Origin of the sequence: Bacillus sp. CCNWLW194, from assembly GCF_037120585.1 — a bacterium.
GTDB lineage: Bacteria > Bacillota > Bacilli > Bacillales > Bacillaceae_G > Bacillus_A > Bacillus_A basilensis.
Genome location: NZ_JBBBBL010000025.1, coordinates 1 through 16,078, shown reverse-complemented (window position 1 = coordinate 16,078; position 16,078 = coordinate 1). Strand labels below are relative to the sequence as shown.

General features: G+C 30.5%; 13 protein-coding genes and 2 pseudogenes. 12 read left to right on the top strand and 3 right to left on the bottom strand.

What is annotated here, in order from left to right:
- Positions 1-66 precede the first annotated feature (66 nt).
- On the top strand, positions 67-1,458 hold the full coding sequence (locus V7S50_RS31290) for a glycosyl hydrolase family 8 (RefSeq protein WP_336376796.1): 1,392 nt from the start codon (positions 67-69) through the stop codon (positions 1,456-1,458).
- 199 nt (positions 1,459-1,657) lie between these two features.
- Here V7S50_RS31290 and V7S50_RS31285 read toward each other — a convergent pair.
- Both V7S50_RS31285 and V7S50_RS31280 read right to left on the bottom strand, forming a co-directional pair.
- Positions 1,658-1,843 (bottom strand): annotated as a pseudogene (locus V7S50_RS31285) (helix-turn-helix domain-containing protein); the annotation flags it as partial.
- A gap of 192 nt (positions 1,844-2,035) precedes the next feature.
- A pseudogene (locus V7S50_RS31280) lies at positions 2,036-2,248 on the bottom strand (DDE-type integrase/transposase/recombinase); the annotation flags it as partial.
- A gap of 207 nt (positions 2,249-2,455) precedes the next feature.
- Here V7S50_RS31280 and V7S50_RS31275 point away from each other — a divergent pair.
- The 10 genes from V7S50_RS31275 (at position 2,456) to V7S50_RS31230 (ending at position 13,593) form a co-directional block, all read left to right on the top strand.
- Complete coding sequence (locus tag V7S50_RS31275; protein ID WP_336376795.1) at positions 2,456-3,541, top strand: S-layer homology domain-containing protein; 1,086 nt, start codon at positions 2,456-2,458, stop codon at positions 3,539-3,541.
- A 545-nt stretch (positions 3,542-4,086) separates the two neighbouring features.
- A complete protein-coding gene (locus tag V7S50_RS31270) occupies positions 4,087-5,475 on the top strand; it encodes an MFS transporter (RefSeq protein WP_242255966.1) in 1,389 nt (462 codons plus the stop codon).
- A 24-nt stretch (positions 5,476-5,499) separates the two neighbouring features.
- Positions 5,500-5,628, top strand: a complete 129-nt coding sequence (locus V7S50_RS31265) for a hypothetical protein (protein WP_002157812.1) — start codon at positions 5,500-5,502, stop codon at positions 5,626-5,628.
- Between the two features lie 85 nt (positions 5,629-5,713).
- Positions 5,714-7,666 (top strand): B12-binding domain-containing radical SAM protein, encoded by a 1,953-nt coding sequence (locus tag V7S50_RS31260; RefSeq protein ID WP_242255967.1) that lies wholly within the window; start codon positions 5,714-5,716, stop codon positions 7,664-7,666.
- Positions 7,647-8,612: a multinuclear nonheme iron-dependent oxidase gene (locus V7S50_RS31255; protein WP_242255968.1), complete on the top strand. Its 966-nt coding sequence runs from the start codon at positions 7,647-7,649 to the stop codon at positions 8,610-8,612. The genes V7S50_RS31260 and V7S50_RS31255 overlap by 20 nt, the downstream gene beginning before the upstream one ends.
- Complete coding sequence (locus V7S50_RS31250) at positions 8,597-9,388, top strand: hypothetical protein (RefSeq protein ID WP_242255969.1); 792 nt, start codon at positions 8,597-8,599, stop codon at positions 9,386-9,388. The genes V7S50_RS31255 and V7S50_RS31250 overlap by 16 nt, the downstream gene beginning before the upstream one ends.
- Positions 9,385-10,629 (top strand): hypothetical protein, encoded by a 1,245-nt coding sequence (locus V7S50_RS31245; protein WP_309260320.1) that lies wholly within the window; start codon positions 9,385-9,387, stop codon positions 10,627-10,629. Before V7S50_RS31250 ends, V7S50_RS31245 begins: the two co-directional genes overlap by 4 nt.
- A gap of 107 nt (positions 10,630-10,736) precedes the next feature.
- A complete protein-coding gene (locus V7S50_RS31240; protein WP_336376794.1) occupies positions 10,737-11,747 on the top strand; it encodes a metallopeptidase TldD-related protein in 1,011 nt (336 codons plus the stop codon).
- Between the two features lie 19 nt (positions 11,748-11,766).
- A complete protein-coding gene (locus V7S50_RS31235) occupies positions 11,767-12,480 on the top strand; it encodes a cupin-like domain-containing protein (RefSeq protein WP_242255975.1) in 714 nt (237 codons plus the stop codon).
- Positions 12,481-12,516: 36 nt separating this feature from the next.
- Positions 12,517-13,593 carry a M42 family metallopeptidase gene (locus V7S50_RS31230; protein ID WP_336376793.1) on the top strand — a complete coding sequence of 359 codons (1,077 nt, stop codon included), beginning with the start codon at positions 12,517-12,519 and terminating at the stop codon, positions 13,591-13,593.
- Positions 13,594-13,900: 307 nt separating this feature from the next.
- Here the strand turns inward: V7S50_RS31230 and V7S50_RS31225 are convergent, their stop codons facing one another.
- Positions 13,901-14,893, bottom strand: a complete 993-nt coding sequence (locus tag V7S50_RS31225) for a helix-turn-helix domain-containing protein (protein WP_336376792.1) — start codon at positions 14,891-14,893, stop codon at positions 13,901-13,903.
- 400 nt (positions 14,894-15,293) lie between these two features.
- Here V7S50_RS31225 and V7S50_RS31220 point away from each other — a divergent pair.
- On the top strand, positions 15,294-16,078 hold a 785-nt coding region (locus tag V7S50_RS31220), incomplete at its 3' end, for a tyrosine-type recombinase/integrase (protein ID WP_336376791.1).

The window sequence follows — 16,078 nt, the reverse complement described above, 5'->3', positions numbered from 1 at the left end:
AGTAATTATTATAGAAATATGAAATTTTATCCGAATTTTAAAATTTATTTTAAGGGAGATGAAAAAATGGTAGAAAAAAGAACGATATTCACCGTTATATGTGCATGTGGGATTGGGTTTGCAAGCTATACTAATTGTATTTCAGCAGCAGCTATAGACAATGATACATTAATAAATAATGGACACAAAATCAATTCTTCTATTATAACAAACTCTTCTCAAGTATCCGCTGTCGCTAAGGAGATGAAACCTTTTCCTCAACAAGTAAATTACTCAGGAATTTTAAAACCGAATCATGTTTCACAGGAAAGTTTGAATAATGCAGTTAAAAACTATTATAGCGATTGGAAGAAGAAGTATCTAAAGAATGATTTATCTTCACTTCCTGGTGGGTATTATGTTAAGGGTGAGATTACGGGAAATCCAGATGGATTTAGACCATTAGGAACTTCAGAAGGACAAGGATATGGGATGATTATCACAGTTTTAATGGCAGGACATGATTCAAATGCTCAGACTATTTATGATGGCTTATTTAAAACAGCAAGAGCTTTTAAAAGTTCCATAAATCCAAATTTAATGGGGTGGGTTGTAGCAGATGACAAGAAAGCACAAGGGCATTTTGATTCTGCAACAGATGGGGATTTAGACATTGCTTACTCACTTCTTCTGGCTCATAAGCAATGGGGATCAAGTGGGAAAATCAATTATTTAAAAGAAGCTCAAAATATGATTACAAAAGGTATTAAGGCTAGTAATGTGACCAAAAATAATGGTTTGAATTTAGGGGATTGGGGAGACAAAAGTACATTTGATACTAGACCATCTGACTGGATGATGTCTCATTTAAGGGCATTCTACGAATTTACAGGAGATAAAACTTGGCTTAATGTTATTGATAATCTCTACAATACTTATACAAATTTCACAAATAAATATTCACCAAAGACAGGATTGATTTCTGATTTTGTTGTGAAAAATCCACCACAGCCTGCACCGAAAGGTTTTTTAGATGAATCAAAATATACTGATTCATATTACTATAATGCGAGTCGTGTACCACTCCGAATTGTTATGGACTATGCAATGTATGGAGAAAAGAGAGGTAAGGTGATTTCTGATAAAGTTACTACATGGATAAAAGATAAAACAAAAGGTAATCCATCTAAAATTGTAGACGGCTATAAACTAGATGGAACAAATATCGGTGATTATCCAACAGCCGTATACGTTTCGCCATTTATTGCCGCTGGTACCACTAACAGCAAAAATCAAGAATGGGTAAATAGTGGTTGGGATTGGATGAAGAATAAGAAAGAGAGTTATTTCAGTGATAGTTATAATCTTTTAACCATGTTGTTTTTAACAGGGAATTGGTGGAAACCGATTCCAGATGAAAAAAAGATACAAAGTCCAATAAATTTAGAAGTACAGTCTGAATTGAAGGAACAAGATTAAGATTGTATGAATACCAAATTTAAAATTTGATATTTTTTTAAAAATATAGCTAAGCAATTAGCAGCAACTTATATAGTAAAAAACGTAGGAATTTATAATTTCTACGTTTTTTACTTATAAGATAAACTATATGGATTAGATAAATCATGTAGGATGTAAATAAAATAATGTACTGGTTGGAAGTTGATGTAAATAAGCTTCAAAACTTTTCAATATATGATTTTACAGCTTGTAATAAAAATTCTTCTTGCCCCATACCAGATTCGGCAGCCATTTGAATTACTTTTTGGTTAAAGTCATAATCTGCATGAAAAGTTAATGGCTCAACCTTACTTTTAAAATAAATGCCTTCAACATGAGGGAGTATTGTGCCTGACGTCATATGTGGCGGGACCCCGTATAGAAGAAATACGGAATATTTTACAAGCCTAAATGATTAAAAATAACACCTACAATATTTGTAGGTGTTATTTTTAGTGGCCACCGCAACTTTAACGGTAGTAGTTATCTAAAGGAGAGCAGATTCTGTTGCAAAGTTTGAAAAAGCATAAACGGGTGGATGAATAAGGAAAAATCCTTATGCAGTGGCCATTAATTGTTGTAACGCATTGTACACTGAAAAGGCGAAATCTGTTTGAAGATTTCGCCTCTGTTTATATATAGCCTGAATCGTTTCCATTACTTTGATGGTACGTGAAGCCTGACGAAGAGTTTGAAATCCAGCTGATTTCACAAAATGATGTTTGACATGTCGATGGTCTTGTTCATTGAGATTATTACGATGTTTAATATTTCACATACCATAATGATATATAGTTTTAGGGATAGTCTGAAATAAATTCTTATTGTTTATAAAAAGGTTTAATAATAGATTGATTTAAGGGTAAAATAGAATATTAATTGTAAAATTAATATATATAAAAATTAATAAAAATATGGTATATAAGGTAATTAGAATTATTTATAGCAATAATTTATAGAGACAGGGAGATACAGTATGAAATTAACAAAAACGCTTTTAGTAGGAGCTACACTTGCTACTACGATATTTACATCATTATCGAATGTACAAGCAGACACAACATTTAAAGATGTTCCTACAGATCACTGGTCTTATGATGCAATCATGCATCTAAAAGAGAAAAACATTGTAGCTGGTTACGGAAATGGAATGTTCGGATTAGGAGATAATATCACACGTGGGCAAGCGGCGCGACTGCTATATGTGTATCTACAGCCATTAAATCTAGCTATCCCCTACGAGGCTCAATTTAGAGATGTAAAAGGTACTATGTTTGAAAAAGAAATACATGCAGTTGTAAGTTCGGGTCTTATGAATGGATATGGAGATAATATGTTTGGACCAGATGATGTTCTAACTCGTGAACAATTGGCAGCAATTTTACAGAATACATTTAATTTAAAAGCAAAATCTATTACTACATTTAATGATGTTGAAAAAAATTATTGGGCTACTGAGGGGATTAGTGCTCTACAAGAGAATAAAATTGCAGTAGGTACAGGGGACAATTTATTTGAGCCAAAAAAAGTTGTAACTCGTGATCAGTATGCACAGTTTCTGTATAATGCAATTCGCAAATTAGAGAAGCCAGGAAATCCGGAAGTAATGCCGCTTGGGATACCGAAATCCATGGTGACTGATGACTTTACGTTTATTAAACCTTGGGTTGACTTCGTTCCAGTATATGTTAAATCTATATCTGAAGAAGCGCAATCTCTTATTAATGAGATGAATGCAAAATATAATTTAGATATTAAGTATTCAGAGGCAGGTCCGTCGATTGATTTAGATTCAGCTAAAATGGGGGGCAGAGCATTAAGTTTAGAAGAAAAAAATGATAAGGGTCCTAACTTTACTATTTTCTTCGAACATCATAAAGTTTCCATTGAATTGACGAAGAGATGGGTTACCATGATATATCCTGATTTAAATCTAGATGCAGAAATTGATAGATTGGTTAAAAATCCAAGTAACAAATTTAAATTTGTTAAAAACCAACGTGAAATAACAATGGGAGAAACCAATAATAAAAATAGCATATACATTAATATTATGGAATAATTCACTTTTTTAAAGATGTAAGTGAAATAAAGTTATGACCTCTTATCCCTATGCCTATTAACTTAAAAAATTTATAGTGCTCCAAAACGAGAAAATCTTCAACTGAAGATGTCAATATTCTCATTTTGGGGCATTTGTTTTTCTTAAATTGATAGATAGTTCCTGATTTCTTACGGAAAAACCAGAATTTTAATCAAGGATATATTTATCAATAGATTGAGAGTTCTAACATGGTTAACCTATCACTTGAAAAATGAACTTATTGCCGAAAATCAGTACAAAAATTCAACCAAAGTTTAACTCTTTATTGATATTTTTAAGTGTTATTTCTAGTGGTAGCGCCATTTTTTCGAAGGTATAGCTTAATTTATAAAACTTTGCAACAGATTGTATTTGTCCATAGAAAAAGTTTCTCAACTTGGGTTGGCAAAAATATACTAAATTCTAGTTGTACATAAGTTATTTATCTATTATTATTTATTTCACCGGGGTTAATTTTTAGAAAAATCTAAAAACAAACACATCTGAAGGAGAGAACATCCTTAATGAATACGTATAAAATTAAAATTTTCACCATTTCATTATGTGCTTTTGCAAGTGTAATGAGCACGTCCATGTTAACCATTGCTTTTCCAGATATCATTAAAACTTTTGATATAAATTTTTCAACACTTCAAATTAGAAATATATTATTCTTTGCTTTTTTTGCAACAGGGATTCCTCTTTTCGGGAAAATATCTGATATATTTGGAGCAAAAAGGATTCTTATTATAGGTCTATTACTCTTTACGTTCTCGACTGTTTTAAGTGGAATGACTACTAATTGGTACTTGTTTTTAGGATTTCAATCATTACAAGCTATTGCAGATGCGATGATCGTACCTGCGCAGGTTTTATTAATAAGAACAAATTTTGAAGAAGATAAGATAGGTTGGGCATTTGGGTGGTTTTCTGGAGTGCTTGCAGTTGCAACATTTGTAGGGCCAGCTTTAGGAGGGCTCATAGTACGATACTTTCAGTGGCAGGCAATCTTTGGAGTATTAAGTTGTTTTAGTACGATTGCTTTATTACTCGTATTATGGGTTATTAAAAAGGATAATTATGAAAAGAGTATAAAAAAAGTTCTAATACCTTTCAAAAGTTCAATAAGTTTACTTTTACTTGTATTAGCAATACAAATTTTATTTATTGATAATGTTGGTATTTATTTAAAACTTTTAGCGGCTGTTTTTGTTCTCATAACAATCTTGCTATTTGTATTTTTTGAAAAGGAGAGTACAAATGACACCTCTCTAATACCTAAAAAAGCTATTCATAATCCAATTTTTATTTCTGCATTAATTAGGGTATTTTTATTATTCCTAATTGCAAATGCAATCACATTATATATACCAACATATATGAGAGAAAATCATGGAATACCTCCTGAGCAAGTAGGATGGATATTAGTAATTGATTCTGTAATTTCGATAATGCTCTCAGGGTATATGGGACGTTTAGCTGATTTAAAGGATAATCGTCTATTAATATTAATAGGTGTATTTTTCTCAATATTCGGAATGTCATTGTTAGCTATTTCAACATTTTCAAGCTCAATCTTGTTGTTTCTTTTTATGTTTTTATTCTTTGGATTGGCAGGAGTTATTACAATGCCATCCCAAAATAAAATCGCAATGTTATCAGTACCCAAAGAAGAAACAGGAGTATATATGGGGCTATTTCAAATGGTTCAATTTGGAACAGGAGCATTTGCTGCAGGTATCTTTAGTCATGTAGTTAATTTTTCCGGTACTAATGGTGGTATGTCTAATGACGGATTCTTATATTTAGTTATAGTCTGTATAGTTTTATATTTCATCGTGCTATTTACCTTGTATTTTGATAAGAAATTTTTAAAAAAAGTTACTAATGTGACAGAAAACATAGAAAGTTAATGAATTTGAAAGGAGGTGATTTACATGGAAAATAAAAATGAAAAATTACTTGAAGATTTAGAAGTAATTGAAGCGAAAGAATTAGAAGTAGGTAACGCATTCCATGCTTTCCGTTTTTCAGCAGCTCCAGAAGCAAAAGAAGATGAGAAATAAAATATAATATTATAATCCATAAAAGCAGAAGTGTGCAGCTGTTTATAACAGCTGTACACTTCTACTATTTTAGGGAGATGATTTATTGGAACTTCAGGATTTGAAAATTATTTTCCCACCAGTAACTGAAGCAAGGCTTTTCCCGTATTTGAGCTTACCAATGATAACTGGTTATTTAAGAAATAAAAAATTAAAGGTAGAGCAAAAAGATTTTAATATAGAACTTTGTCATAATATTTTTTCTAAAACAAACTTATTAAAATTTATTGAAAGCTATAAAGGTAAAGAGCTGCAAAATATTAAAAACATTTACAGGTTAGAATTTGCAAAATACTTGTATGAAAATCAAGAAGAACTATTTCACAACGTGTTTATCAATAAAAAATCAGATAATGAATTGAAAAATGACGTTAGATTAGTAAGACAAGGCATAGAGCTTTTATTGGAAACTTCTTTTTTAAAAAAAGAAGTTACATCATTACCCCAAATGATTTCTGAGATAAATAAGTTTATTGAAAACCCAGAAGATATTGGTAGTGTTATTCAAAAAAAAATGTTAGTTGAATTTTTAAATCAGAATCCCACCAAAATTTTTGGAATTTCAATTGCATATTACAGTCAGTTATTACCTTCACTACTATTATGTAAATGGATTAAAGAATTAATGCCAGAAGTTTTTGTGACTCTTGGTGGACAACAAATAATGTTAAGGAAAGAACAACTTTTAAAATTAGATGACCTTAGTCAGTATGTAGATGGTTTAGGAACTGGAGCTGGTGAAGAAACACTTTACCTCCTTTCTAAACATTTGGACGGGGAAATAGAAAAGCATGATGTACCAGATTTTATTTTTTTAAAAGATAATGTACAAAAAGAGATTTTTAAAAAGTCGGATTATCATATAAAAGACGCTTTACCTCCTGATTTTTCAGATCTTCCATATAAAAATTATTTAGATGAAGAAGTACATATGTCCATTATTACTTGTGTAGGTTGTTATTGGGGAAGATGTGCGTTTTGTTCATATGGAAATAGATCTCGACAAGAAAAAAATTATCAACAGAAAACCCCTAAACAAATTGCATATGAATGTGAATATTTAATTAAAAATTATGGTGCAACAAGAATAAACTTTATTGATGAAAATACTAATCTACGTTTAGTGCTAAACGCAATGAGAATCTTAAATGATAATGGATATCGTATATCTTTTAGTACTAGAAATCGATTGGAAGATATTCTTTTAAAGAAGGAATTTTGCAAAGAACTAAAGGATCGAGGCTGCATACTGATGTCCGTAGGGTATGAAACAAATTCGCAAAGAATTTTGGACCTATTGGATAAGGGGGTTACAGCAAATAATTATCAACAAATTATAGATAATCTTCATGAATTAGGAATTCCTCTGCGTTTTTCAATAATTGGTGGATTACCCAATGAAACTGAAGAAGAAGTTATGAATTCAGAAGAATTTTTGAAAAAAAATGCAGATAAAATAGGTATTGATGTCATGCAAATGCTTGTTGCTGAACCAACAACATATTTAGCAAAAAATCCAGAGAAATATAATATAACTATAACATCGGACGAAAATTTAAGGGGAAATAAGTTACTGAATTATGGTATGGGTAGAATGGGGGCTACATTTAACCATAGTGACGGTGATACCTTTAATGAAAGATTAAACCGATTTCTTGAAATTTATAAAAATGTTAATCCACAAAAGAATGATGAACTACCACCAGATAAAAGGAGCTCTACAGAGTCTAGGGATAATTTGAATCCAAATTCATATACATATATTTTGCAATTATATCCATGGGTGAGAGTAGTAAAAAGCGAGAGAATACTTTTAATGGATTTCTTATGGCAAAGAGTCTTCCCTCTTCCAAATGCAATATATTGTGATCAGGATTATTTATATGTAGTGGAAGAAGAACATCAAGTTTATCTTCAGCATTTTAGTGATAAAGGAGCGGGAATACTAGTTGCTGTTAATGAAAAGGAGGTAATGTTGAATGAAGCTTACAGAAAATAGTGTACGCTTTCCTAAAGTTGAGAATAAGTTAGGCCTGGGTATTGGAATGGACTTACCTTGGGGAGAAGATATTGGATTTTGTACAGCAGAAAATGGAGATGATATTACTCCAAAAATGAAAATCTTTTTTGAAAACTATAAAGATGAGTTTAATTATATGTTTTTTGCATTCCAGCCTAAAAATCGAAGTGTTCTTAAAGCAGAAGATTATTTTGAGGCGTATGATCGGCTATTTAATGCTGTTCCTAATTATAAAGCAAGGGCATTTCATCAAACCATATTAAATATGGGAGCTACTGAAAAATATGAAAAAAGCTCCATAATAGAATTTACAAATAAGATAATTGAAAGGTATGAAATCAAATGGATTGTTGAGGATTTAGGCTTATGGTCCATTAAGGGAAAAACTGTGCCATTTCCATTACCACCATATATGACGCCAAGAGGGCTAGAAGCTTGTATTGAAAATATAAATGAATATCAGAGAAATCTACTGGTACCAGTTTGTATTGAATTTCCTGGTTTTACAGAAGGAACTAATTTCTTTATCGGTGACATGGATGGTTTTGAGTATTTTAATACTCTAGTTCAAGAGACAAATTCCCCAGTAACTATTGATATAGGTCATATTTTGAGTTATCAATGGCTTATTGGTAATACAAATGAAAAAATGTATACCAATCTTTCTAAGCTACCGCTTGATAATTGCTTTGAATTACATTTATCAGGGTGTCAGATTATTCGTGGAAAGTTTAGGGATCTGCATCATGGCATACTATTAGACGAACAAATAGATTTACTTAAATATTTACTTCCTTTATGTCCAAATTTAAAAGCCGTGACTTATGAAGATCCTAAGTATACGAATGATGGTATTCTCATTCCGAAATCTCAACGAAATTATCAGAGGATGAAAGAGGTGGTAAAACAATGGCAATATCAGTAGATAAATACTATTCTCTCGACGAAATATTATATAATTTACTACATGATTATGAGTATAGAAATTTATTCCTAAAAGATAAATTCAGTGAACTAAATATTTCTGAAGAAAATCTAAAACAGATTCAAACCATTGACAAGGAAGAACTAATTGCTACTTCAAAAACTATTGTAAGAAATTTATTGAATGGGAATATAGAACATAGTGGCGGATTAAAAACAGCTTTTCCTGGAACTTTTAAAGAACTCGAACTAAATAATATTGACTTGCAACAATTGATGTATGAATTTGTAGCATCAAAAGAATTTGAAAATTATAAGGAAATTCCTTATGCCGGAGATGGTCAGTGTATTGAGGAGTCATTCTTTTGTTTTTTAAGTAATATTGAAATAATTAAAAGTAATAAAAATATAGAACTGCTTTTAAAACATGAATTCTTAAATGCGATGATATCTATCTTGGTAGTAAATGCAGAGCCAGCATTTAAAATTTTAAGTAAGGATATTAAACATAATGGTCATATTTATTATGCCTCGATTAGACTCGATAGAAATATTGCCGAAGCTTTATTGGGTAAAAAAATTCAGGTGCAACAGGACAAGATTATATGGTTATTTGCAGCAGCTAAAAATAGACTAATAAAAGGCCCTATAGAAGAAAATGTATTACAGTTAATTGAAATTGGAAGTCTACAAAAGATTAATGAAATGAAATTGACTAGTAATGAAGAAACTAACCTAGCAATGAGCATATATAAATTGGGTTTAATCAAATCATGAATACAATTACAACATTCGAAGAGCATGGTGAAGTACTTCCTTTTTGGCAAGGAACTATTAAGGAGCCAGCAACTTTGTTGTATTTTGATCGTCATTTAGATCTTAAATTAATAAGTGAAACTAAAATTCAAAAAATACATCAAAGAGTAGAAAAAAATCAATCATTAAACATTCTAAATAGGGACATACCCTGTAGAGAAGATGAACAATATGCTTATGGATTAGATGACTTTTTATATGCAGCTATTGATTTAAATATGTTTAAAAAAATTATATGGGTCTCTCCAGTAGTTGAACATAAAGGTAATGTAAATGATTTGGGCCAGGTATTTTGGAATTTACTATCTTTAATTCCCCAGCATGGTACTGAAATTATTGATTCCTTTAAAAAATATTCGTTTGGTATTGAAACAAAAATAAAAAATACAACCCTCATGATTACAACTTTAAATAATCTTAAGTATATGCAACTTTATAAAGAGAGTAATTTAATTACGGATATTGATTTAGATTTTTTCTATAATCCTGAGAACAAGAATCTATATTATAAGCTTGATCAGGTTTTACAGATTTTAAAAGAAAATAAAATTACAGATACCATAAAAACAATGACCTATTCAATAAAGAGTGGTTTTATGCCGGAGCCATATAGAAGATTAAGTAGTATATTTTCTCATAAATTAGATATGAAACTTATTAGTAATCCAGCTCGAAATCATTTGGTACCTATAGAAACAATGGCTGCTCTTTCTAATAGAAAACCAATAGATCAAAAATACTTAAATTATTTACAAGAAAAAGAGCTTGATATTTTAAGTGGAATCGGATGGAAATTACGCTCTTTATTATTAGTACAAATGGGACAGTTAGGCGAGGCTGAAAAATGTTATTATCAAGCTAAAGAGCACGGTGATGAAGCTTTTTGGGCAGCCTATAATATTGGTATGAGTTATATGAAGCAAAAAGATTATGAGCATGCATTGAAGTGGTTTCAACAAAAAAAAGGTGTTGTTGACACGATCCAGGCACATAGTTTAATTCTTCAAATTTTATGCCATTTGCATCTAGAAAATTTCGAATATGGCTTATCTTTAGCACATAGAACTCTAGAATTATTACCCATGAGAACGGAAATATATGAACTAATAGAAATTTTTTGTAAGAAAATGAAAATGAAAGAAAAAGATTATATCCACTATAAGGAAAACTATCAAAAAATTAATCAATTATTAAAAACATAGGAGGGATTAAGTTTAATAATTTTTTAATTAAACTTCAGTATCAATCTCAAAAAGATTGCATTGAGGTCATTAATGATCAAATTAAAGACACTAGTATCAATAACTTTTTGAAGAGGCAACTTAAAGATTGTATTAAATTACTAGAATTAAATATCTTAAAATTCAGTAAAAATATTATTTCGTATAGTATAAACCTTAATTTAAACAATGAGAGAATTTCCTTATATGAAGAGCCTATAAATAGATATAATTTATTAATCCTATTTCATGTTGAAGGGGAAGAATCTATAATACCCGTTTTATGGCAAGTAAGTACGGAATCTTCACCAGTTCATATTCTTTCCAATCAAATAGAAGAGTTAAGAATAGAACTAGAGCAAACCGTTCAGGGAAAATCATTAAAAGATAAATTAAAATTACCAGTTATATTAGATCAGTGGCCCGCCTCTCATTTTGTTCATGAATGTTTTGGACATACCTCAGAAGCTGATAATTATATGGAGTATGCTTGTGAAAATGGTTATAGCCTAGGTTATAGATGGTCTGATTATAAGTTTAATGTATATGATGATCCAACTTTAATAGGGCACAAAGCTTATTACGGAATGGATGATGAAGGAGAGAAATCTTTTCGTACCCAAATAATTAAAGAGGGTATTTGGAGTAATTTACTTCATAGTTCAGAAACGAAAAAGAAGCTACAAGCAAAAGGTTCGTGTAATGGTCGAAAAGTTTCATATGACGATATTATTCTTCCACGTATGTCCATAACGTATATGGATAAAGGTAACGAGAATATCAATGATTTAATATCAAAAATAGAATATGGTCTCTTTTGTAAAGGTTCATGGGGAGGAGGATCAATAGGTACAAAATTTGTAATCAGACCATCCTATGGGATTATTATTAAAAACGGAAGTTTAAGTAATTTAATTATTAGAAGGTTTGATATTAAAGGTTGTAAGTTTGAGGCTGCGAAGAATATCGTTGGTAGTAGTAATGAATTGCGAATTTTCAATCCGGTATTTGGCTGTGATAAAAACAATCAAAATAATTTAAGTGTAACTCAAGGAGCTCCACATATTTATTTTAGAGAGTTAAATATTTACCCAATATAACATTGAAAGAGTGAGGCCAATGATTGAAAGAATAGATTGTAAGAATCTAACCTATGAAAGATTTATGAAGGAGTTTGCAGATAAGAAGCCTGTTATCTTAACAAATCTTGTGAATAATTGGGAGTGCTTTAATTGGGATTTAAAATATTTAAATGAAAGATTTGGAGAGCAAGAAGTTGTAATTAGAAAGTCTGATTATGAAGGAAAAAAGAAAGTTTATACAGTGAAGCTTTCTAAATTTATTCAATTGTTAGAAGGTGGAAATGAAGAAAATTGGTATTGTGATTGGCCTTTCTCCATTATGGGAAACAGAGAAATCGCTTTATCATATAGTATACCTTCCTTTTTAACAGAGCAAACAGTTAGGAAAAAAGGAGACAAAGAATTGAAATGGGTATTTCTAGGTTCAACGAACACTGGAACTCCATTACATAAAGATTTTCAAGCAACACACAATTGGAATGCCGTTATATTTGGAAAGAAAAAATGGGTATTTTTTAATCCGAAATTTGATCAAGAAATGGAATATTTAGCAAGTGTAGATTGTAATATTTTTAATCCAACTCCAGAAGAAGAAGAAATTATTTTAAAAGCAAACCCTTACTATATAGAACTTAATCAAGGTGAGATTATATATACTCCTAAAAATTGGTGGCATCAAGTTATAAATGAAGAATTAACCTTTGCTATTAGTGAAAACTTTTGGTTTAAGCATGAGCTTCAAGTTAATTAACTTTAAATAAATCATTTAAAATAGGGGGATTTAATAATGCTAAAAGTAGAAGAACATGTAATTAAGAAAAGTATTTATAAAACATTAGAAGAATTAGTAAGCTTACCTGGTCCTGTTGGTCATGAATATTTAGTTAGTAATTGGTTAAAGAAACGTTGGATTAATAAATCAGAGGAATGTTTTGAAGATAAAGTTGGAAATTTAATTTGTAAAATTGGTGGGAAGGGACCTAAATTATTAATCCAAGCACATATGGATGAAATTGGATTTATAGTGAGGTATATTACCCCTGATGGCTTTTTACTAATTGATCCTGTGCAAGAAGCACATAGGTCTGGTCCTAATCATTTACATATGATAGGTCAATTAGCTCAAGTAATAAGTAGAACAGGGGATGTAGCAACAGGAGTTTTTGCAACATCTACTGGTCATGTCCTTACCGAGCAGCAAATGGCTGGAAATTTAAATTTTAATAGTCTATTTATAGATATGGGAGTTAATAGTAAAGAAGAGGTAGAAAAATTAGGAGTTCATATTGGCTCTAGTGTGGTATGGAAAAGGGAATTAACTCAGATTGGAAATAAGCTTATTGGAAAAGCGTTTGACGATCGAATTGGACTTTTGGTCATGGATCTCCTTTTAGAGAAAATGGACGTTTCCAATTTGAATTATGAAGTATGGTATGGCGCTACAGTGCAAGAAGAGAATAAAGCTCATGGCGCTTATGCTCTAGGTTCAAGAATGGACTTTGATATGGCAATTTCTTTAGATATTGGTTTAGTAGGAGACATACCAACTGTAAATGAACAAGATTATCCTACTAGATTAGGTGGTGGGCCGACACTAGTTTATAAGGATGGTGCTATTCATTATAATCCTAAAATAACATGGGGTTTAGAGGATATATCTAAAAAGTATAATATCCCTTATCAAATTGGTATTTATAGTAATTATGGCTCTGATGGTATAGCCTTTTTTGATAGTGGTATTCCTGCAGCACTTATTGGTATTCCAACTCGTTATACACATACACCTTTTGAAATGGTTGATATCAAAGATATTTATTCTACTGTAAATTTACTAAATCATTTTATTGAGAATAAAGCAAATTAGATTTGGTTCTGTTGCAAAGTTGATTAAAGTATAGATGATTTTAACTAAAAGCACTTCATTGCATGTGGTTTTTACAAAATTTCATAATTTATCGTACGTTGAAAAACCGAAATCTGTTCCCAGATTTCGGTTTTGTTTATTTAAAGTATGGACTATCTCAATTATTTTTTTCCTTTAGCTTAATGGCATGCGGCTGTATTCCATAAATGTATAGAATTGCAATGACTTTTAAGTATGGAATAGGCTATAAATTATTGAGGGTAAAAATATCAATGTACTCGTTTAAGGATGTTAGTGCAAGAAGTATTTAAATTTTTTCAATATAAGATTTTACTGCCTGTAATAAAAACTCTTCCTGTCCCATTCCAGCATCAGTGGCCATTTGTACTATTTTTTGTTTGAATTCATAATCCGCATGAAAAGTTAATGGCTCTACATTACTTTTAAAGTAAATGCCTTCTACATGTGGAAGTATTGAACCAGATTTCATATGAGAATGTAAATATTTTATCTCTTCTTGAAATTGCAATGGATTTACGTGTAAAACAAAGGGTTTAATTTCTAATTTGATGATATCTTGTGTAATAGTCAATCGCATATTTGTGACACCAAGTTTTTTATAGAATAAGTTTATTAGATTGTAAGTGATAGAATTAAATAATTGAGGTTTTTTAAATGAAAAAGATAAATATCCTCGTTTTGTAATCACTGGCTGTTTTTTGAACGGTTCAAAAGAATAATCATGTTCTTTATAAGTAGATAGTGGGAAAATCTCTTCATCCTCTGTAAGAATCTTTCCATCTGCTCCATTAAGCTCTATTACCCTAGCTGTTTTTCCGGTGTGTTGATGTGTTAATAATTGATATAAACATATCTCTTCATCGTAGATCTTGGTAATGAATGTTTTTCGCTCTTTTGTTTTAGTTTTTTCATAATCAAGCATAAAAATTTCTAATTCTTCTTCATCGATAAGATATACTTGTTTTCCTCGTTTTTCTACCATTGTAGCGGGTAATTTTCCGGATTTGATGTATGTAAAAATAGTAGATGGAGCTACATTTAGAATTTCAGCTGCTTCTTTTGTGCTTAGTCCATTGACCTCTTCTTTTTCCATTAATTTTTCAATATCTTCTAAATAGAAAATTTTGCTACCGAATTGTTTCCAGTTATCTTTGTATACGCATTCTATTAATCCTTCTTTTTCTTTCTTTAATATGGTCTGTACGGTTACCCCCATTAAATCAGCCGCTTCTTTTGTAGTAACAGTAGGCTTTGTAATAAATAGTAAATCCTGTGTCATAAAATTATACCTCCGAATTCCGACTAATTTATAAACTCTACATAGTATCATATCAGATTTTTATATACATATAAAATTTGATTTAAATTCTAATAAAAATCGAAGTTAATAGTAAATTCAATAATAGTAAAAAACGATATTTATATATATATTGATTGTTATTATAATGTAAAAGTTTTATTTGAATTAAATAAGTGAATATATATATATAACTACACGTATAATGAATAAATATTTATAAAAAAATATATGTATGTTTAGATAGAGAAGAATATAGAATTCTTACAGAAAGAAAATGAATTATCATTTGTATAATAGATAGAAGTGAAATAAAATAATACTTATAGGTAATAAAGAGAATTATATTCATAATCTTCAATAGGAGAGGTGAATTCGATTTATGGGTAATAACAATTCAAAAGAAAATATACCTATTATAAACAATCAAAGTAAGTATATGGATACATATGTAGAGAATATAAGTGGTATCATTCCATTTCTGCATAACAATCGTTATGTAGATAAAGTGGAAGAGAAGATGGAGGTTGCAGAAAAAGAGGGAAAGAGTAAATATACGTATTTAAGTGATATAGAAGTCATTTATCATTTTGTGCATTTACAAAAAGATATGGATGAAAAGAAGAATAGAAAAGAGGATACGAAAAAGAGTTATGTGTCCGAAATCTTGTCATTTTGTCAGTGCATGGTGCAGCACGCAGAGGAATTCGAATTGAATGGGGAAGAGGTACAGCAAAACGACTCTTTATTAAAAACATTGCAACCTTGGCATATTCGTAAATATAATGCTTGGTTGAAGCAGGTAGAGAACGGTAGAAATGGAGATACGTACGCGGTCGCAACACTTGCAAAGAAAACAGTACTCATTCGTTCTTTTCTAAAACATCTTCACGTATTTTCTTACATTGAAAAGCCTCTTCATGAAGAACTGCAGCGCGCTAATGTAAATGAACAGGATCGGCCAAATCGGGACCTATCCTATGATGAAGTGATGAAAATTTTAGGATTTTATAAAGAACAAGGGCATTTAGTAAACTATACAATTTTACTAGCTCTGGCAAGTACCGGTGCAAGAATTCAAGAATTGTGCACCGCGAGAGTAAAAGACTTACATTATGACGGAAAGTATTGGTTAAAAGTCACAGGAAAAGGAGATAAAGCACGTGA

Bases quoted from the DNA above. Each gene is read 5' to 3' on its own strand.
- V7S50_RS31255 (WP_242255968.1), top strand. From the start codon at position 7,647: ATGAAGCTTACAGAAAATAGTGTACGCTTTCCTAAAGTTGAGAATAAG.
- V7S50_RS31250 (WP_242255969.1), top strand. From the start codon at position 8,597: ATGGCAATATCAGTAGATAAATACTATTCTCTCGACGAAATATTATAT.
- V7S50_RS31225 (WP_336376792.1), bottom strand. From the start codon at position 14,893: ATGACACAGGATTTACTATTTATTACAAAGCCTACTGTTACTACAAAA.
- V7S50_RS31270 (WP_242255966.1), top strand. From the start codon at position 4,087: ATGAATACGTATAAAATTAAAATTTTCACCATTTCATTATGTGCTTTT.
- V7S50_RS31230 (WP_336376793.1), top strand. From the start codon at position 12,517: ATGCTAAAAGTAGAAGAACATGTAATTAAGAAAAGTATTTATAAAACA.
- V7S50_RS31265 (WP_002157812.1), top strand. From the start codon at position 5,500: ATGGAAAATAAAAATGAAAAATTACTTGAAGATTTAGAAGTAATTGAA.
- V7S50_RS31245 (WP_309260320.1), top strand. From the start codon at position 9,385: ATGAATACAATTACAACATTCGAAGAGCATGGTGAAGTACTTCCTTTT.
- V7S50_RS31275 (WP_336376795.1), top strand. From the start codon at position 2,456: ATGAAATTAACAAAAACGCTTTTAGTAGGAGCTACACTTGCTACTACG.
- V7S50_RS31235 (WP_242255975.1), top strand. From the start codon at position 11,767: ATGATTGAAAGAATAGATTGTAAGAATCTAACCTATGAAAGATTTATG.
- V7S50_RS31290 (WP_336376796.1), top strand. From the start codon at position 67: ATGGTAGAAAAAAGAACGATATTCACCGTTATATGTGCATGTGGGATT.